This is a genomic window from Pseudoxanthobacter soli DSM 19599, assembly GCF_900148505.1.
In the GTDB taxonomy this organism is placed as follows: Bacteria; Pseudomonadota; Alphaproteobacteria; order Rhizobiales; family Segnochrobactraceae; genus Pseudoxanthobacter; species Pseudoxanthobacter soli.
This window is the reverse complement of sequence record NZ_FRXO01000011.1, coordinates 62,794-82,566: the sequence shown is the minus strand read 5'-3', so window position 1 is coordinate 82,566 and position 19,773 is coordinate 62,794. Positions and strand designations below refer to the sequence as shown.

Sequence of the window (19,773 nt, the reverse complement as noted above, 5' to 3'; positions counted from 1 at the left end):
CAGGCATTTTCGTTCTCTCTTTTACCGAAAAAACGAAATCAGATCCTAATGGACGATGATGCCGGCCGCGCATCTGCACCTGGGATTGCAGCGGCGCCACCGCGCGGTCAGGCGCTCCCGATCATGCGCCGGCGCGAGCCGGGGGATACGCGGCGTTTCGCCGTGGACGCGCGATGCGCCAGGCGGTTGATCGCCTCGTTGAAAGGGAATCCCCGCCCGCGGAGCCGGCTCATCGGGCCCCGAGGAAATGGACTTCTGACGGATTGCGCCGGGATGACCGCTCGATCACTGGGATGCCATGCATCAACAGGATAAATCTTATCGGATAAAACTCCGACAATGGAACAATATACCACAGATTTATCATAAATGACTTTGTCATGAAATATACATCGATCGGAATGCGATACAACCGATGTATTGATACCCAATTTGAGGACAAACAATCATGCGAAATCCGTCTCATCCATGGACGTCATTTCCCGTCCCGAGTATCTTCTGGCCGGGGTTCTGACGCCGGTCCGCGCCGGATCGCGTCCGTATGACGGCCTTGGGGGAATATCGTGACCGCTTCCGCGCGTTCTTTCCGTCTCACGCTGCTTCAGGCAACCATGCTCGCGGGCCCGATGCTGGGCTTCGCCGCACCCATGCCCGCCGCGGCACAGGCCGTGACCTGCACGGTGAACGGCAGCCCCACCGGCTGCCTGACCGACAATTCCACCTGGGTTACCTCCACGTCACAGGGCGGCAACGGAAGCGACAGCGGCGACAACGACTATCCCGGCGGCAACGGGGGTGGCGGCACCACCAGCACCATCACCAACCCGTCCGGCAACACCTCCGGCCTCGCGCTCTACAGCAACGCCAGCGGCGGCAGCGGCGGCCAGGGCGCGCCGGCGGGCCTGGACGGCGATCACCCCACCCAGGGTCCGTCCGATGGGGGCAACGGCGGCAACGGTGGCTCGGCGACGGCCATCAATGGCGGCACGATCTCCATTCCAGGAAGTTCCCCGCGCTCCGGGCTCAATGCCTGGGCCGACGGCGGTGGCGGCGGGAGCAGCCAGAGTGGGTCGGGCTGGAACGGTGGCGCCGACGGCGGCATCGGCGGCAACGGCGGCAGTGCCACCGCGACCAACAACGGCCAGATCTCGACGATCTCGTCCGCCTCCTCCGGCATTCTGGCGCACTCCGCGGGTGGCGCGGGTGGAAGCGGCGGCGGAAGCGGCTTCGAATCCGGCGCCGGCAACGGCGGCAATGGCGGCAACGGCGGATCCGCCACCGGAATCAACAATGGCCAGATCACCACGGCCGGAAGCGACGCGGCGGCGCTCTACATCTTCGTCGACGGCGGCGCCGGAGAGGCGGCGGTCGGTTCGGGGAACTCCTATTCCGGCGGCAATCCCGGCGCGGGTGGCAATGCCGGCGGCTATGCGGCCATCCAGAACGGCACCGTGACCCAAGGCTATGCCGTCGACGCGACCAACGCGGCATCGGTCGGGCAGAATTCCGGCACCCTGATCACGTCCGGAACCTCGTCGGCCGGCATCTGGGCGACGGCGTATGGCGGCGCCGGCGGTGCAGGCACCGCCAATGAGGGGAACGGCATCGCGGGCGGCAATGCCGGGAACGGCGGCACCGTCTATGGCAGCAATTCGGGCACCATCACCACGTCCGGCGGACTTTCGTTCGGCGTCGGCGTGAGCGCAGCGGGCGGCACCGGCGGCGCGGGCGGCGTGGGCGAATCGTCCGGCCGCGACTCGTTCTACGGCGCCGGCGCCATTGGCGGAACGGGCGGCAACGGCGGCATCGCCACGGTTACGACGACGACCACGTCGGTGATCACGACCACGGGCGCAACGAGCTTCGGGCTCTATGCCGATGCCTATGGCGGCGCGGGCGGCGCGGGCGGCGACGGGCTCTCGGTCGGCGGCGCAGGCGGCGCGGGCGGCACGGGCGGGACCGCGATCATCAACGCCGCCGGGTCCATCACGACCTCGGGCAGCGGCGCACCGGCGATCGGCGCCTTCGCCAACGGCGGCGCCGGTGGCGCCAGCATGGGGCAGACCACGCCGGGACAGGGCGGGACCGGCGGTAACGCCGGCACGGCCTACGTGACCGCCAACCTTTCGGCCGCATCTGCCACCACGGCGATGGTGACCGGCGGCAACGCGGCCGGAATCGCCGTCTATGCGCTTGGTGGCGCAGGCGGCGACGGCGCCACCGGAGGCACCGGCGGCTCGGGCGGCAGCGCGACGGCCCTTGTCACCGGATTCCTTTCGACCAGCGGCTCCACGGCGTCCGCCGTATGGGTCGCCAGCGACAGCGGCGCGGCCGGTACGTCGGCGTCGAACAGCGGTGCCAACGGTGGATCTGCCGCCTCCTACACGGCCTCTACCGTGACGGTGGGGAACCAGGCAGGTCTGCTGACGCAGATTTTGACGACCGGCGCGAATTCGTCCGCCGTCGGCGTCACCAGCCTCGGCGGTGCCGGGTCCGCCGGCCTCGATTCCGATGCGAACGGAGGCAACGGCGGCAACGGCGGCACGATCACCGTCACGACCTGGGCCAATTCGACCCTCTCGACGACGAATACCGGGTCGATCGGGCTCTACGCCCTCTCAAGCGGCGGCGACGGCGGCGGCGGCTACGCCAACAGCATGGGCACCAGCGGTAACGCCGGCAACGGTGGCAACGCGGGCAGCATCACCATCACCAATGCCGCCGTCATCAACACGGCGCTCGACAATTCGGCCGCCATGTTCATCGAGAGCACGGGCGGCAACGGCGGGGATGGATCGCAGGGCGCCGCCGGCGGCAACGGCGGCAACGGCGGCGCCGTGACGCTGTCGAATGCCGCGCAGCTGACGACGAACGGATCGTCCTCGGCGGGCATTTCCGTCAACACCACGGGCGGCGCGACCGGCAGTTCCGACTACGGCTGGGTCGTCATCACAGACAATCCCGCGGGCAATGGCGGCGCGATCACGATCACGACCACCACGGCCTCCAGCATCACAACACTCGGCGCGACCGAATCCCCGGGCATCTATGCCGTGTCCGCGGGCGGCGTGGGCGGCGATGCCAACAACGAGACCACGTTCCCGTTCTCGCAGGGCTCCGGCGGCAACGCCGGCACCATCACACTGAACTATGCCGGCACGATCTCGACGGCCGGCACTTACTCGCCGGGCATCGAGGCGGTGGCGACCGGCGGCAGCGCCCTGCTCAACCAGTATGTTCAAGGAGCGGTGCCGCTCGGCGGCAACGGCGAGGCGATCACCTTCCAGTCGACCGATCCCAATGGTTCCGTGTCGACCGCAGGCAGCAACTCGGCCGGTATCGATCTCGACAGCTCGGGCGGCGCGGGTGGCAACGGCGACAATGCCGGGCAGGCCGGCAACGTGTCCGTCACCTTCATCGGCACCGTGAAGACGACGGGGGCGGGCGCTTCGCCGGGCATCTCCGTCACCGCCAACGGCGGCGCGGGCGGCGCGCTCGCCGCGGACGCAGGCGCCGGCGGAGCGGCGGGCGTGGTGACGTTCACCCTGGGCGACAGCACAGGCGACACCACCTCCATCACGACCGCCGGAACGACCTCACCCGGCATCGTGATCTCGGCTCAGGGCGGCGACGGCGGCGACGTCGACCAGGCGCCCGCGTTCCACAGCTCCAGCAACGGCGGCGAAGGCGGCAGCGGCGCTTCGGTTACCCTCAGCACGATGGCCAACACGTCGATCACCACCACCGGCGCGTCTTCGCCCGGCATCTCGATCACCAGCGAAGGCGGAGCGGGCGGCACCGGCGGCAGCGATGTCTACGAGTCGAGCGGCACGGGTGGCAACGGCGGAGCCGGCGGGCAGATCACCATCCTCTCCGCATCGAGCATCAATACGTCGGGGGCCAGTTCCTACGGCATCTTCGCCTCCAGCGCGGGCGGCGTGGGCGGCGACGGCGGCCTGAACGCGAGCCTCGGCGACTCCACGGGCGGATCGGGCGGCAACGGCGGCTCGGATTCCTTCACCGGCCAGAATCCGAACGCGATCTCCATCGGCAACACCGGCACCATCATGACGACCGGGACGTCGGCCATCGGCATCCTCGCCCAGAGCGCGGGCGGCGGCGGCGGCGGCGGCGCCCAGGGCGACGGCTGGGTTTCCCAGGGCGGCAATGCCGGAACCGCGGCCAGCGGCGGCGGCGTCCAGGTCAACAACGCGGCGCTGATCATGACCGGCGGCGACAGCGCCTACGGCATCAACGCGATTTCGATCGGCGGCGGCGGTGCCAACGGCGGCAACGCCGGCTCGTTCGGCCTGGTGTTCTCCGAAGCCGTCGGCGGCGGCGCGAGCGGCGGCGGCACGGGCGGCGCGGTCTCCATTACGAACACAGGAACCGGTGCGATCACGACCGCAGGCGCGGCCGCAGCGGGCCTGTTCGGCATCAGCATCGGCGGCGGCGGCGGCGTCGGCGGCTCGGTCGACGCCAACGCGGCGAGCTTCGCGATCCCGAGCGTCGCCATCGCCATCGGCGCCAACGGCGGCGTGGGCGGCAACGGCGGCACCGTCGACATCACCAACCAGGGCGTCATCTCGACAACGGGCCTCGACGCCTATGGCATCGAGGCGATCAGCGTGGGCGGCGGTGGCGGTGCCGGCGGCCAGTCCAGTTCGTCGGCCTACTCGGTGCCATACGGCAAATATCCCAACGGCTCCGTCGCCGTTTCCCTCGGCGGCAACGGTTCGAACGGCGGCAACGGCGAAAGCGTGACCGTGACCAACACGGGCAGCGAGATCTCCACCATCGGCGACCAGTCGATGGCCATCGCCGCCTACAGCATCGGCGGCGGCGGCGGCAACGGCGGCAACGCGACGTCCTACACCTACACCTACGGCATGGGCTACCAGCTGGGCGTAGGCGTGGCGCTCGGCGGCCAGGCGGCCGACAGCGGCGGCACCGGCGGCACCGTGACCGTGACAACCAGCGGCGCGCTGACCACGGCGGGTTTCGCGTCGGACGCGATCTATGCCGCCAGCATCGGCGGTGGCGGCGGCGCCGGCGGCATGGGCTCGTCCTATGCCTCGACCAGCCTGCCGGTGCAGGGCGTCGCGGGCGACATTCCGCTGTCGTTCGGCACAACCGCGAGCTTCGAACTCGGCGTCGGCGGCAAGGGCGGCAGCGGCGGTGCGGGCGGCCAGGCACAGGTGACCAATTCGGGCTCGATCACGACGACGGGCATCGATTCCCGCGGCATATTCGTGCAGTCCATCGGTGGCGGCGGCGGTTCGGGCGGCGCCGGAAATGCGACCGGTGCCACCCAGTACAGCGTCAATCTCGGGATCGGCGCGACGGGCGGGAGCGCCGGAAACGGCTACATCGCCGAAGCGACCAATAACGGCACCATCACCACTTCGGCCGACGGATCTCACGGCATCGAGGTGCAGTCCATCGGTGGCGGCGGCGGTTCGGGCGGCACATCCTCCGCCGACCGCGACGGCACCCAGCTCGGCACCCTCGCGAAGCTGCTCGGCACCAGCGTGATCAAATCGCTGATCAGCGATATCGGCCAGAATCTCGGCCTGCTGAAGCAAGAGATCAATTCGGACCCGGTGAAGAACATCAGCGTGTCCATGAACCTGTCGGTCGGCGGCCAGGGCGGCGCCGCGGGCGACGGCTACGAGGCCACCGCGACCAACAACGGCACCATCATCACCAGCGGCGACGTGGCGAGCGGCCTGTTCGTGCAGTCGATCGGCGGCGGCGGCGGCAATGGCGGAGCGGCGACGGTCTCCGGCGGCGCGATCGCCAATCTCGACGGAGCGGCCGGCGGCTCGGGCGGCGCGGCAGGCAACGGCGGCACGGCGACGGCGATCAACAACGACACCGTCCGCACGTCCGGCGACGGCTCGTTCGGCATGTTCGTGCAGTCGATCGGCGGCGGCGGCGGAGCGACGGGCCTCGCGACCGACGCCTCGACGCTGTCGATCAATCCGAGCGTCGACAACGGCACGCTGCATGTCGGCGGCTATTCCGGCCCGACCGGCAACACCCAGGTCCCGCAGAACGGCTCTTCCGGCACCGGCGGCACGGCGATCGCGACCAATTCCGGCACGATCCAGACGGGCGGCGAGGAATCCCACGGCATCGCCGCGCAATCGATCGGCGGCGGCGGCGGTCTTTTCATCATCAACCCGGCCGATACCGTCAGCACCTACGAGGACGATCCCGACTACGCGGCGCTGCTGACCCAGATCGCCCAGACGCTGGCGGCCGACGGCATCGACCTGACGTCCTACGCCCAGGCCTACCAGCAGGCGCTTTCGACGGCTTCCGGCACGATCAATCTGGAGATCGGCGGCTCCACCGACAGCGGCGGCAACGGCGGCGCGGCGCAGGTGACGAACAACGGTACGATCGCCACCGCGGGCAACGGCGCGTTCGGCGTTCTCGCCCAGTCGATCGGCGGCGGCGGCGGCTTCGCGGCGGACGGCAGCGGCACCAATCTCGCCCTCACCTTCACGGGCACGTTCGGCGGCGGCCAGGGCGACGGCGGCCCGGTGTCTATCGCGCTCGCCGACAAGAGCACGATCTCCACCACCGGGACCGGCGCGGTCGGTGTGTTCGCCCAGTCGATCGGCGGCGGCGGCGGCTATACCGGGGCGCTCAACGGCAGCGGCATGACCTACGCCACCTTCCTCTCCGGCAGCACGCTTGCGAACGGGGTCGGCGGCGACATCAGCATCACCAACGGCACCGGCGGCACGACGACGATCACCACCACCGGCCCCAATGCCCACGGCATCTTCGCCCAGAGCCTTTCGGGCGGCGGCGGCGCGGTCGGCTCCACGGGCGGCATCGCCATCCCCTCCACCTCCGGCGTCTCGAGCCGCAGCGGATCGATCGACGTTTCCGGCGTCCCCGACACGAACAACCCGAGCCACACGCCCGGGACGATCACGATCGACCTCGCTGGGACGATTTCGGCGACGGGCACGGGATCGGTCGGCATCTACGCCCAGAGCGGCGTGCAGGGAACCAACGGCGCCATCGACCCGAATGCCGGATACACCGGCACCATCGGCGTGACCTTCACAGGCGCGCTGACGGGCGGCTCGGGCACCGGCGCGGCGATCGAACTCGACGGCGGCAGCACGAACACCATCACCATCGGCGCCGGCAGCAGGGTTTCGGCGGGCTCCGGCACCGCCATCCTCGGCTCGTTCGGCTCGGAAACCGTGACCAACAACGGCACGGTGACCGGCGACGTCAACCTCGTCACCGGCGGCACGAGCGAGACGAACACCTTCGACAACAACGGCACCTACGTCACGGCCGGGACCAACACCGTCAATCTCGGCAGCCAGGGCACCTTCAACAACTACGGCACGATGAATGTCGGCGGGACCGGCGCCATCGTCACGGCCAACCTCACCGGAGCGTTCGTCCAGACCAGGGACGGCACGCTGGCGGTCGACATCAATGCCCTCGCCAGCCAGACCGCCGATCTCGTCAACGTCTCCGGCACAGCGAATGTCGGCGGCCAGGTCGAGGTCAACGTGGTGAAGAACCTGCTGCCGGCGACCTACACGGTGCTGAATTCCACCGATGCGCTCGCGGTCGACGACGCGGCGGGCATCAAGCCGCCCTCGGTCTACCTGCCGATCACCTGGACCGTGGCGCAGAACGGCAACGCGATGACGGTCTCGCCGTCGGTGAACTTCACGCCGCAGGGCCTGCCGCTCAATTCCAACGAGGCGGCCTATGCGCAGCACCTGCAGTCGACCTGGAACGCGGGCGGCTCGGCGGCGCTGGCGCCGGCCTATGGCGAACTCGCCAACCTGACCTCGGCGAGCGCCTATCAGGCGGCGCTCGCCTCCGGCTCGCCGGAAACCTTCGGCTCGGCCGCCTCGGCCAGGACCGGCTCGTCGCGCGCGGCGATGTCGGCGGTGATGAGCTGCCCGGCCTTCGTCGGCACCGGCACGCTGCTCCAGGAAGGCGAGTGCACCTGGGCGCGCGTCATCGCCGGCAACGCCCGGCAGTTCTCGACCTCGACCGCCGCCGGCTACAGCGTGGATTCGGTGACCTACCGCGCCGGCCTTCAGAAGGAGATCATGCCCGACTGGTTCCTGGGCCTGTCGGCCGCCTACGATACCGGCTGGTTCTCGGGCAATAACGGCTGGGCGAGCGCCAACAGCCAGGGCTTCGACGTCTCGGCCGCGCTGAAGCACCAGATCGGCCCGTGGCTGATCTCGGGCGCGGTCGATATCGGCTACGGCTGGTACGACAACACCCGCACCGTGCAGGTCGGCGACCGGCTGCACGAAGGCACCGCGGCCTCGAACGTGTTCAACGCCTCCGGCCGGCTGCGCGTGAACTACGAGATCCCGTTCGCGAACTGGTACCTGAAGCCCTATGCCGACTTCGACCTGATCTATACCTCGATGCCGAGCTTCTCGGAGACGGGGGCCGGCGGCTTCAACTGGAAGGTCCACTCCGCCAACAACACCACGTTCGCCTTCAGCCCGAACGTGGAGATCGGCGCCCGCTACGACCTCGGCGACGACCTGACGCTGAGGCCCTACGGCACGCTCGGCGCCACGTTCCTGACGAACACCGACTGGCAGACCGTCGCCTCCCTCGCCGGCGCGCCGACGGCGGCCGGGACCTTCAAGACGACGTCGGAGATCCCGAATGCGCTCGCCGACCTCGGCGTCGGCGTGCAGCTCATCAGCAAGAAGGGGCTGGAACTCCGGCTCGACTACGACACCCAGATCGGATCGGACTATTTCTCCCAGACCGGCAGCGCCCGTGTCTCGTTCCGGTTCTGACGTCCGACGACACCGGCCGGACGACGGCGCGTCAGCGCCGGAGAAATTCGCCCGAAGGCGCGAAGCGGCTTGCAAAGCGCGGACGCTTCGCCACACTCCCGCGCGCCGACACCCGGCACCGTGCGTCCAGCCGCGAGGAGTTCAGAGCCATGGAAACCGTCTCCACCTCCAGGAGCTTCGAAGGCGTCCAGGGCGTCTATCGCCACGCCAGCGAGGCGACCGGCTGCGACATGACCTTCGCCGTGTTCGTGCCGCCCCAGGCCGCGAAAGGACCGGTGCCGGTGCTGTGGTACCTCTCGGGCCTGACCTGCACCCACCAGAACGTGATGGACAAGGGCGAGTACCGCCGCCATGCCGCCGAGCACGGCATCGCCATCGTCTGCCCCGACACCAGCCCGCGCGGCGCCGACATTCCCGACGAGAAGGACAACTGGCAGTTCGGCAGCGGCGCAGGGTTCTATCTCGATGCCACCGAGGCGCCGTTCGCCCGCAACTATCGCATGGCGACCTACATCGCCGAGGAACTGCCCGCGCTGGTGGCCGCGCAGTTCCCGGTCGACATGACCAGGCAGGGCATCTTCGGCCATTCGATGGGCGGGCACGGCGCCATCACGCTCGCCCTGAAGAACCCCGGCCGGTTCAAGTCCGTCTCCGCCTTCGCCCCCATCGCGCAGCCCTCGACCGCCGGGTGGTCGCGCCCCGCGTTCGAGAAATATCTCGGCGCCGACGAGGCGGCGTGGCGGGCCTACGATTCCACCCTGCTGATCGAGGACGGCCACCGGGTGGACGAACTTCTGGTCGACCAGGGCACCGCCGACAGCTTCCTGAACGACGGCCTGCGGCCGTGGCTGCTCGAGGAGGCCTGCCGCAAGGCCGGCATCGCGCTGACGCTCAACATGCGCGAAGGCTACGATCACTCCTATTTCTTCATTTCGACCTTCATGGGCGACCACATCCGCTGGCACGCCGACCGGCTCTGACCGGGACGCTGCGGCGGACGCACGATCCCGACAGCCGGGTGGCGCCCGATGTGCGCTGCCGCCCGGCTCAAGCCGTCGGCGCGTGCCCGCGCCGAGCCCGCACCTGCCGCGGCGCGACGGTCGCGGCGCCCGGCAGCCAGACCGCCTCCGCCCGCGTTTCACACGACGCCCGGCACAGGCCGGCAGGGGCCATCCGAGGCCGATTCCAACCCGGAGACGCCCCATGACCGGCCGCCCGGCGCGGCGCGGCAGGCCTTCGCGCGACATTTTTCCGCCGGGAGATCGCCTTTCTTTCTAGGCACTTATGGCCAGATGGAGATGGTATTGGGGCATTTGCCCATATTTTGGGGTGGAACCGATCGGCGAGATGCACTGTTTTAGTAGCGCATCGTCCTGCATTACGAGGTGCCGCTCACCGATGACATCGCCATCCGCGCAACCACTCCCTTCGAGAGATCGAGACGCCGGAGACAGCCCGGCGGGCAATACGCGAGACGGGCTTTCAGACGAGGAATTGGACGCAGCAGAGTGCGCATTCTTCTTCGATGTCGACGGTACGTTGCTTGATATCGCCGAGCGGCCGGAGGGGGTTCACGTTCCCGCGGCGCTGGTGTCCGACCTCCACGCACTTCACCGCAGAGCCGGCGGCGCCCTGGCGCTCGTGAGCGGCCGCCCGGTCCGCGAGCTGGATACTCTGTTCGCCCCGCTGCGGCTGCCGGCGGCCGGGGTGCACGGCATCGAGCTGCGGCCGGATACGGGTGCGGAGATCGACGTGCGCGCCCCGCGCATCGACGACGGACTTCGAACCGCCATCGGCGCGGTCACGAACCGGTGGCGCGGCGTCTTCGCCGAGGACAAGGGCGTCGGCCTCGCCGTGCACTACCGCGCCGAGCCGGACGCCGGCCCGGCCCTGAAACATGCACTCGCCGACATCGTGGCCGGGCGCGACGACCTCGCCATCCTGCCCGGCCACATGGTGTTCGAGATCAAGCCCTCCGGCCATCACAAGGGCGGCGCCGTCGAGGCGCTCATGAAGCGGCCGCCGTTCGCCGGGCGGTTCCCGGTGTTCTTCGGAGACGACGTGACCGACGAGGACGGCTTCGCCGCCGCCCTCGCCGCAGGCGGCACGGCATTCGCGGTCGGACGGAGCTTTCCGGGCGCCCGCACCAGCCTTTCCGACGCCGCCGCCGTGCGTCGCCTCGTCCATCGCCTCGCGCAGGCTCAACCCGCAGAGCGGAGGATCTGAACCGTGTCTCGTCTGTTCGTCGTTTCCAATCGCGTCGCCATCCCGGACCCCGGCAGCAAGGCCGCTGCCGGCGGGCTTGCGGTTGCCGTCAATGCCGCCCTCAAGGGCCGGTCGGGCGTGTGGTTCGGGTGGAGCGGCAACATCGCCGAGGAACCGTCGGCGGAACCCACCATCACGCGGAAAGGCAAGCTGACCTACGCGGTCATCGACCTGAAGGACGCCGATTTCCAGGAATATTACAACGGTTTCGCCAACCGTGTGCTGTGGCCGATCCTGCATTACCGGGTCGACCTGGCGGAGTTCCAGCGCTCCGACCTCTCCGGCTATTTCCGCGTCAACGAGATCTTCGCCGATCACGTCTCGAAGACCGTGGCGAAGGACGATGTGGTCTGGGTGCACGACTACCACATGATGCCGGTGGCGCGGTATCTGCGCGCGCGCGGGCACACCAACCGCATCGGCTTCTTCCTGCACATTCCGATGCCGCCGCCGGAGCTGATCCAGGCCCTGCCCCGCCATGCCGAAGTGATCGGCGCGCTGTCCTATTACGATCTGGTGGGTTTCCAGACGGCGACCGACCGCGACAATTTCGGCCGCTATCTCGAGACCCTCGGCGCGACGGCGATCGACGACGACGGCCTCTACCAGATCGGCAACCGGCAGGTGCGCATCGGCGCCTTTCCGGTTTCGATCGAGACGGACGCCTTCGCCAGGCGCGCCCGCCACGCGACACGAACGGCCTACATCAAGAGCTTCCGCGAGAGCCTCGGCAGCCGGAAGCTGATTCTCGGCGTCGACCGTCTCGACTATTCCAAGGGGATTCCGCAGCGCCTGGAAGCCTACGAGACGCTGCTGCGCACCGCGCCGGAGTGGCACGACCGCATGACGTTCGTGCAGATCACGCCGAAGAGCCGGACGCAGGTCCCGGAATATGCCGAGATGGACCGCTTCATCTCCACCAAGGCCGGGCAGATCAACGGGCTCTATGGCGACGTGGCCTGGACGCCGCTGCGCTATGTCAACAAGACCTACTCGCGCTCGGCGCTCGCCGGCTTCTACCGCGCCGCCAATGTCGGCCTCGTCACGCCGCTGCGTGACGGCATGAACCTCGTCGCCAAGGAGTTCGTCGCCGCACAGGACCCGGAGGATCCGGGCGTGCTGGTGCTGTCGCAGTTCGCCGGCGCGGCGCCGGAGCTGTCGAACGGCGCGCTGATCGTGAACCCCCACGAAATCGAGGGCATGGCGATGGCGCTGCGCCGGGCGCTGGAGATGCCCCTCGACGAGCGCCGCGCGCGCCACGCGCGAATGATGGCCGTGGTGATGCAGAACGACATCGATGCCTGGGCGCGGCTGTTCCTGGAGGCCCTGGAGCCGCCGAAGCCCCCATCGGCGCGGTCTTCCGCAACCGCAGAGACATCGCCCGTTCCCCCGGCGCTGCTGCGCGGCGGGGGGCCGGCCTCGAACTGGATTCAGGTCTAGAGCGCTTTCCGGTCGGACGGGATTGTCCGAGCGACCAGAAAGCGCTCCAGATTCAATGGCTTGAGCATATCCTTGTCGTTCAGATCGGTTCGATCTGAACGGGATATGCAGAGCGCTTTTCGGTCGGACCGGATTGTCCGAGCGGCGGTAAATCACGCCAGATTCAATGCTTTGAACCTATCCGTCCGGGTCGGCGCGATCCGGAACGGAAGAGACGTGCCCAAGTGACTGAAGCCGGACGGCTTTCGTGCCGACCGGGGTCGTCATCCTGTCGGAAGACGGTCCAGCGCATCCCTCTGTTGTGAGGTTCGCCCATGACTGACGCTGCTGCACGCGCGGTGACGCGCGATGACGTCGTGAAGGCCTATGAACTCATCCTCGGCAGGCCGCCGGAGAGCGAGGAAGCGGTGCGGTCTCATCTCGGCGCCCGCGATCTCTCGGATTTGAGAAGGCAGTTCTTCCATTCCGAGGAATTCCGGACCGGCTCGGGCGGAATGGGATCGGGCGCGTCCGTTCTCGGCCGGCACATGACGGCGCCGCCGGCAGCGCTCCAGCTCGACGGCCCGCCGGACCAGCTTGCCGCCATGCTCGCCCGCGTCGGCGAGACATGGCGCCAGCTCGGCGAGGAAGAACCGCACTGGTCGGTGCTGACCAGCGACGACTATCGCCAGGACAAGCTCGCCGAGCACATCGACGCATTCTACGCCTCCGGCCGGCAGAGCGTGGCGCTCCTGAAGGCCGCGCTGAAGCGGGCGGACCGCACGATCGATCCGTCGTGGACCGCGTTCGAGCTCGGATGCGGCGTCGGGAGGATCACCGCGGCCCTCGCGGGGGACGTGACGCGGGTGATCGGCTGCGATATCTCGCGGCCGCATCTTGAGATCGCCCGCCGTTATGCCGAGCAGCACGGCATCGGCAACATCGACTTCCGGCATCTCGACGGATTCGACGTGCTCGACCGGCTGGAACCCTTCGACCTGTTCTTCTCGCTGATCGTGCTGCAGCACAATCCGCCCCCGGTGATCGGCTACATCCTCGACCGGATCTTCGCGGCCTTGAAGCCGGGCGGGTTCGCGTTCTTTCAGGTGCCGACCTACTGCCTCGGCTACCGGTTCGTGTGGGACGAATACCTTGCCAGGCCGATCGACGGCATGGAGATGCACATGTTCCCGCAGGCCGCGCTGTTCGAACTGTTCGCGCGGCACGGGATGATCTGCATCGAGGTGCAGGAGGATGCGTTCACGGCGGACACGACCGCGTTCGTTTCCAACACCTTCCTGGTGCGCAAGAGCGCGGCGCACGACGCCTGAGTGCCCGGCGCACGCCGGGCGGCTGTCGCGCGGGTTCAGGATTCCAGCGGCGACTCGTCCTCCGACAGGGCATCGGAATCGAGCCGTCGCGGGCGCCCGACCCAGCGTTCCTTCGATGCCTGAAGATGCATCCGCATCGCGGACTGGGCGAGCAAGGGGTCGCTCGCTTCAAGGGCCGCATAGATCGCCTCATGCTCCGCGACCGCGCGGTTCCACGTCTCCGGTGTCTCGAACCGCGCGCTGAGCTGCATCGAGATCGGACTGTGGCGCTCGTCGAACAGGTCGCCGACGATGCGGGCCAGCACCGAGTTTCCCGATTGCGCCGCGATGGCGAGATGAAAGCGCCGGTCGTGCTCCAGCGGCTTTCGCCCCTCGGCGATGTCCGCCTTCATGCTGGCGAGCGTGTCCCGCAACTCCGCCAGCGTCTCGGGCGTCATCCGCGCACACGCCATCATCACGACCGCGCCCTCGACCGCCGCGCGCGCCTGAACCAGCTCCGACGGGCTTTCGCCCATCGGCCATGGTGAAGGGTGCGACCGCCCCGGGGTCGTGGCGACATAAACCCCCGAACCCATGCGGATCTCGACACTGCCCTCGATCTCAAGCGCGATCAGCGCTTCGCGCAGGGACGGGCGCGAAACGCCGAGCTGCTGGGCGAGTTCGCGCTCGGCCGGAAGCCGCGTGCCGGAGGCGAAATCGCCGGTGTGGATCAGGGCGCGGATCTGGTCTGCGACCTGCTGATAGAGCCGCCGCGATTCGACGAACTTGGGCTGTTGCACCGTTTCTCCCTTCCGCCTCCGTCACGGGTCCGCTCGCGGATCTGTCGGAGGCGCTTTTGATTTTGGCCTTACCATAAGCCGGGCCGATTGGCCTGACAACATGTTGGCGTCCAAGGCGATATGCACGTTCTTTCAGCGTCTTGCCGCGCAGACGGCGGCCTGTTCCGGCTTCAATCCAGAATTGGCTTGACCATAATAAGCGCCGGCCGTATTCGTTTCGCAGATTGGCTTGACCAGCCAGCAAACCATCAACCCGCAAAGCACGGGGCCGCATCGGGCAAAGCCTGAGGCGAGTTGTCATGGGGAGGAAGGATGCCGGGACTCCTGTCACGTCTCAGCGACCGATTCGGCCCGACGTCGGCGCCCGCCGGCGAGGCCGCCGGAGCAGCCTCGCCCGCCGACGCCCGTCTCGGCGAGACTATCCTCTCGCTGGAGGGGATCACCAAGGAATTTCCGGGCGTCAAGGCGCTGAGCGACGTGCAGTTCGACCTGCGCCGCGGCGAGGTTCATGCGCTCTGCGGCGAGAACGGCGCAGGCAAGTCGACGCTGATGAAGATCCTCAGCGGGCTCTACCAGCCGAATGCCGGCCGGATCATCTACAAGGGTGAGGAGCGCCGGTTCGCCTCGTCGCTGGAGGCGGAAGCCGCCGGTATCGCCATCATCCACCAGGAACTGAACCTCGTCCCGCACCTCTCGGTCGCAGAGAACATCTATCTCGCCCGCGAGCCGCGCCGCGGCCCGTTCGTGAACCGGGCCAAGCTGCGCACCGATGCGAAGCGCTGCCTCGACCGGCTCGGCGTCGACATCGATCCCGGCGCGCTGACCCGCACGCTGTCGGTGGCCCAGTGCCAGATGGTCGAGATCGCCAAGGCGCTGTCGCTCGACGCCGAGGTTCTGATCATGGACGAGCCGACCTCGTCCCTGACCGAGTCCGAGACCTCGCTCCTGTTCAAGGTCATCCACGAGCTGAAGCGCTCCGGCGTCGGCATCGTCTACATCTCCCACCGCCTGGACGAGATGGCGGAGATCGTCGACCGCGTGACCGTGCTGCGCGACGGCCGCTACGTCTCCACCGACGACTTCAAGGCGACGACCGTCGACGAGATCGTGTCGCGCATGGTCGGGCGCTCGCTGGAGGAGAAGTTCCCGGAGCGCATCTCGGTGCCGACCGAGGACGTGCTGATGCGCGTCGAGGGGCTGACCCGCAAGGGCGCGTTCGAGAACGTGAGCTTCACGCTGCGGCGCGGCGAGATCCTCGGCTTCGCCGGGCTGATGGGCGCGGGACGCACCGAGGTTGCCCGGGCGATCTTCGGCGCCGACCCGCTCGAGTCCGGCTCGGTGTTCCTCGGCGACCGCAAGCTCTCGATCCAGTCGCCGCAGGACGCGATCCGGGAAGGCTTCGCCTACCTCTCCGAGGACCGCAAGAGCCAGGGTCTGGCGATCAAGATGTCGGTCGCGGTCAACACCACCATGGCGAACATGGAGGGCGTTTCCAGCCGCGGCCTGATCGATTTCGGCAAGGAAGCCGAGGTCGCCCGGACCTATGTCGACCTTCTGAACATCCGCACGCCGTCGATCCATCAGGTCGCGCGGCTGCTCTCCGGCGGCAACCAGCAGAAGATCATCATCGGCAAGTGGCTGTTCCGGCAGTCGAAGATCATGTTCTTCGACGAGCCGACCCGCGGCATCGACGTCGGCGCGAAGTTCGCGATCTACAAGATCATGGACGAACTCGCCTCCCAGGGCATCGGCGTCGTCATGATCAGCTCGGAACTGCCGGAAATTCTCGGCCTGACCGACCGCGTCGCCGTTTTCCACGAGGGTCATCTCACGGGCATCCTCAATACGCGCGAGACGAGCCAGGAAGAAATCATGCACTACGCCTCTGGCCACGTCCGGGCGGCGCACTGAAGGGTGCCAGGTTAAGCGTCATGAACGACAAGCAGAAAGATCTGATCCAGAAGTTCGCGGCCCTCGGCAGCCTGATCGCCCTGACCGCGATCTTCGCCACGACGAGCGAAGCCTTCTTCACCGTCAACAACGCCATGACGGTCGCCTTGCAGGTGACGTCGATCGCGCTGCTCGGCATCGGCGCGACCTGCGTCATCATCACCGGCGGCATCGACCTCTCGGTCGGCTCGGTGCTGGCGCTGGCCGGCGTCGCCGCGGCGCTGGCGGTGAAGGAACTCGGCCTGCCGGTTCCGCTCGCCATGCTCATCGGCATCCTGGTCGGCACCGCCTGCGGCTTCATCAACGGCATCCTCGTGACCCGCATGAAGCTGCCGCCGTTCATCGCCACGCTCGGCATGATGATGGTGGCGCGCGGCATCGCGCTCGAAATCACCGGCGCGCGGGCCGTGTCCGGTCTCGGCGACGCCTTCGGCGAACTCGGCAACGGCGCCCTGTTCCGCATCGTCACCATCGGCGACGACGGCTTCCCGAACGTGACGTTCCCCGGCATCCCCTACCCGGTCATCCTGATGGTGGTGATCGCCATCGCGGTGTCGCTGATGCTGACGCGCACCGTGCTCGGCCGCCACATCTACTCGGTCGGCTCCAATGTCGAGGCGGCCCGGCTCTCCGGCGTCAACGTCACCCGCGTCACCAACTTCACCTACATCCTGTCGGGCACGCTCGCGGGCCTCACGGGCTGCGTGCTGATGTCCCGCCTCGTCACGGCGCAGCCGAACGAGGGCATCGCCTACGAGCTCGACGCCATCGCCAGCGCGGTGATCGGCGGCACCTCGCTCATCGGCGGCGTCGGCACCATCTCGGGCACCGCCATCGGCGCGTTCGTGATCGGCATCCTGCGCAACGGCCTGAACATGAACGGCGTCTCGGCCTTCACCCAGCAGATCATCATCGGCCTCGTCATCCTCGGCACGGTCTGGATCGACCAGCTCCGCAACCGCCGCTGACGACGGCACGGCGCCGGGCCTTGCCCGGCGCACTGGAACGCTGCGGGCGCTCGGGGCGCCCGCGGACAAGAAGGAAGGTCAACTTCCCGCACGCTCAGCCTTTCATTTATATCCCATCAAATGCTGAAGTCTGGAGGAATATCAATGCGTAAGCTTATCGTCGGCGCGCTCGCGTCCGTCGCCGCCATCTGGGCGTTCTCTTCTTCCGCGCAGGCCGCGGACAAGGAAATCGCCGTCATCGTCAAGACCGTGAACTCCACCTTCTGGCAGAACGTCCAGAAGGGCGCGAACGCGGCCCTCAAGGACCTCAGCGGCTACACCATGACCTTCCAGGGTCCGGCCGCCGAATCCGCCATCGCCGACCAGGTCAACATGGTCGAGAACGCGGTGAACCGCCATGTGGCCGGCATCGTGCTCGCCCCGTCCGATCCCGACGCGCTCGTCCCGGCCATCAAGAAGGCCTGGGAAGCCCGCATCCCGGTGATCCTGATCGACTCGCAGGTCGCCGAAAGCGGCGACCAGTACTATCAGGCGCTGCTTTCGACCGATAACCGCAAGGCCGGCGAACTCTGCGCCAAGGCGCTGATCGAGCGCATCGGCACCGAGGGCAAGATCGCGATCATGTCCTATGTCGCGGGCGCCGGTTCCGAGATCGGCCGCGTCGGCGGCTTCACCGACTACATCAAGGCGAACTCCAAGCTCGAGATCGTCGGCCCGTTCTACTCGCAGTCGCAGATGGCGACCGCGCTGAACCAGACCACCGACGTGCTGTCGTCCAACCCGGACCTGAAGGGCATCTTCGGCGCCAACGAGCCGACCGCCATCGGCATGGGCCGCGCGCTGGTGCAGACCGGCAAGGCCGGCAAGGTCGTCGGCGTCGGCTTCGACGGCAACGAGGACCTGCAGAACTTCGTGCGTGACGGGACGCTCGCCGCCATCGCCGTGCAGGGCTCGTTCCAGATGGGCCAGCTCGGCCTCGAGACCGTCGCCAAGGTGATCGACAAGCAGAAGGTGGAGAAGCACATCGACACCGGTGTCGTGATCGTCACCAAGGAGAACATCGACAGCCCCGCGGCGCAGAACGTCCTGTACTGACGCCCGCTCGGACTGTCGGTATCGCCCGCGGCTTCGGCCGCGGGCGGTATCCGCGTCGATCGGATTGCAGCCCGGCCGGCTTCAATCCCGTCGACGCCATCCGGTTCGGCCCGGCCGCGGCCGAACCCCGCGACCGAACCCGGCCCGTGAAATCGCCGTCGCATCCATTTGCGGTGCCGCGGCCGGCCATGATTTGATGGCCGGCGCGGTGCCGGTGAGGCAGGCTCGCGGCCGGTGGCGCGACGGCGCCCGTCGAGGTTTGATCCATGCGGATTGATGCACACCAGCACTTCTGGCTCATGCGCGACCGGGTCGGCGAATGGCCGCCGCAGGATCTCGCCGCGATCTACCGCGATTTCCTGCCGCCGGATCTGGAGCCGACGCTCGACGCGGCCGGGGTCGACGGCACCGTGGTGGTGCAGTCCCTGCCGACGGTGGCCGACACCCGGTTCATGCTGGGCCTCGCGGACGACCATTGCTTCATCCTCGGCGTCGTCGGCTGGGTCGACCTCAAGGCCGCCGACGCCCCGGCCCGGATCGCGGAACTCGCCGCCCACCCGAAGCTGAAGGCGCTGCGGCCGATGCTGCAATCGCTGCCGGATGCCGACTGGATCGACGATCCCGCGCTCGATCCGGCCGTGGAAGCCATGATCGCCCACGATCTGCGGTTCGACGCGCTGGTGTTTCCACAGCATCTCGCCGCGCTGGCGCGGTTCGCGGAGCGGCATCCCGCGCTTCCGATCGTGATCGACCACGGCGCGAAGCCGTTCATCGCCACCGGCGCGTTCAGTTTCTGGCGCAGCGCTATGGCGCGGCTCGCGGCGATGCCGCAGGTCTCGTGCAAGCTCTCCGGTCTCCTGACCGAGGCCGGGGACCGGCGCGACCTGCCGTCGCTGCGGCCCTATATCGAGACGATCCTCGAACTGTTCGGCCGTGACCGCGTGCTCTGGGGCAGCGACTGGCCGGTCGTGCGCCTCGCCGGCACCTACGAGGCGTGGCTCGACATGTGCCTGCGCCTCGTGCCCGAGGCCGACCACGATGCCGTGTTCGGGGGAAATGCCCGCACGTTCTACCGGCTCGATGCGCCCGGCGCGCGCCCGGCCGTCCCCAGCAAGTCCCCCTCCTCCGTTCCGATCGAGTGATC

At 68.3% G+C, this 19,773-nt stretch carries 10 protein-coding genes; 9 read left to right on the top strand and 1 reads right to left on the bottom strand.

Annotated features, from left to right (window positions below; all coding sequences use genetic code 11):
• Positions 1-563 precede the first annotated feature (563 nt).
• The 5 genes from BUF17_RS23030 to BUF17_RS19245 all read left to right on the top strand — a co-directional run bounded on the left by BUF17_RS23030 (position 564) and on the right by BUF17_RS19245 (position 13,837).
• Entirely contained in the window at positions 564-8,822 is an 8,259-nt protein-coding gene (locus BUF17_RS23030) for an autotransporter outer membrane beta-barrel domain-containing protein (protein ID WP_073631787.1), read from the top strand.
• 149 nt (positions 8,823-8,971) lie between these two features.
• Complete coding sequence (gene fghA / locus BUF17_RS19260; protein WP_073631785.1) at positions 8,972-9,802, top strand: S-formylglutathione hydrolase; 831 nt, start codon at positions 8,972-8,974, stop codon at positions 9,800-9,802.
• A 514-nt stretch (positions 9,803-10,316) separates the two neighbouring features.
• On the top strand, positions 10,317-11,048 hold the full coding sequence (gene otsB / locus BUF17_RS19255) for a trehalose-phosphatase (protein ID WP_073631783.1): 732 nt from the start codon (positions 10,317-10,319) through the stop codon (positions 11,046-11,048).
• A 3-nt stretch (positions 11,049-11,051) separates the two neighbouring features.
• Positions 11,052-12,527 carry an alpha,alpha-trehalose-phosphate synthase (UDP-forming) gene (gene otsA, locus BUF17_RS19250; RefSeq protein WP_084564954.1) on the top strand — a complete coding sequence of 492 codons (1,476 nt, stop codon included), beginning with the start codon at positions 11,052-11,054 and terminating at the stop codon, positions 12,525-12,527.
• Between the two features lie 314 nt (positions 12,528-12,841).
• The gene (locus BUF17_RS19245) at positions 12,842-13,837 is read left to right on the top strand and encodes a class I SAM-dependent methyltransferase (protein ID WP_073631781.1); all 996 of its coding nucleotides are present in this window, start codon (positions 12,842-12,844) and stop codon (positions 13,835-13,837) included.
• Between the two features lie 35 nt (positions 13,838-13,872).
• Here BUF17_RS19245 and BUF17_RS19240 read toward each other — a convergent pair whose 3' ends face one another.
• Positions 13,873-14,616, bottom strand: coding sequence for a FadR/GntR family transcriptional regulator (locus tag BUF17_RS19240; RefSeq protein ID WP_073631779.1), 744 nt, complete (start codon positions 14,614-14,616; stop codon positions 13,873-13,875).
• 312 nt (positions 14,617-14,928) lie between these two features.
• Between BUF17_RS19240 and BUF17_RS19235 the strand changes: the two genes are divergently transcribed.
• From BUF17_RS19235 to BUF17_RS19220, 4 genes are all read left to right on the top strand, one after another.
• Positions 14,929-16,527 (top strand): sugar ABC transporter ATP-binding protein, encoded by a 1,599-nt coding sequence (locus BUF17_RS19235; RefSeq protein ID WP_084564952.1) that lies wholly within the window; start codon positions 14,929-14,931, stop codon positions 16,525-16,527.
• A 20-nt stretch (positions 16,528-16,547) separates the two neighbouring features.
• Positions 16,548-17,534, top strand: coding sequence for an ABC transporter permease (locus BUF17_RS19230; RefSeq protein WP_073631777.1), 987 nt, complete (start codon positions 16,548-16,550; stop codon positions 17,532-17,534).
• Between the two features lie 144 nt (positions 17,535-17,678).
• Entirely contained in the window at positions 17,679-18,629 is a 951-nt protein-coding gene (locus BUF17_RS19225; RefSeq protein WP_073631775.1) for an ABC transporter substrate-binding protein, read from the top strand.
• 266 nt (positions 18,630-18,895) lie between these two features.
• On the top strand, positions 18,896-19,771 hold the full coding sequence (locus BUF17_RS19220; RefSeq protein WP_073631773.1) for an amidohydrolase family protein: 876 nt from the start codon (positions 18,896-18,898) through the stop codon (positions 19,769-19,771).
• The last annotated feature ends 2 nt before the right edge of the window (positions 19,772-19,773 follow it).

Bases quoted from the DNA above. Each gene is read 5' to 3' on its own strand.
- fghA (WP_073631785.1), top strand. From the start codon at position 8,972: ATGGAAACCGTCTCCACCTCCAGGAGCTTCGAAGGCGTCCAGGGCGTC.
- BUF17_RS19245 (WP_073631781.1), top strand. From the start codon at position 12,842: ATGACTGACGCTGCTGCACGCGCGGTGACGCGCGATGACGTCGTGAAG.
- BUF17_RS19235 (WP_084564952.1), top strand. From the start codon at position 14,929: ATGCCGGGACTCCTGTCACGTCTCAGCGACCGATTCGGCCCGACGTCG.
- BUF17_RS19230 (WP_073631777.1), top strand. From the start codon at position 16,548: ATGAACGACAAGCAGAAAGATCTGATCCAGAAGTTCGCGGCCCTCGGC.
- BUF17_RS19225 (WP_073631775.1), top strand. From the start codon at position 17,679: ATGCGTAAGCTTATCGTCGGCGCGCTCGCGTCCGTCGCCGCCATCTGG.
- BUF17_RS19220 (WP_073631773.1), top strand. From the start codon at position 18,896: ATGCGGATTGATGCACACCAGCACTTCTGGCTCATGCGCGACCGGGTC.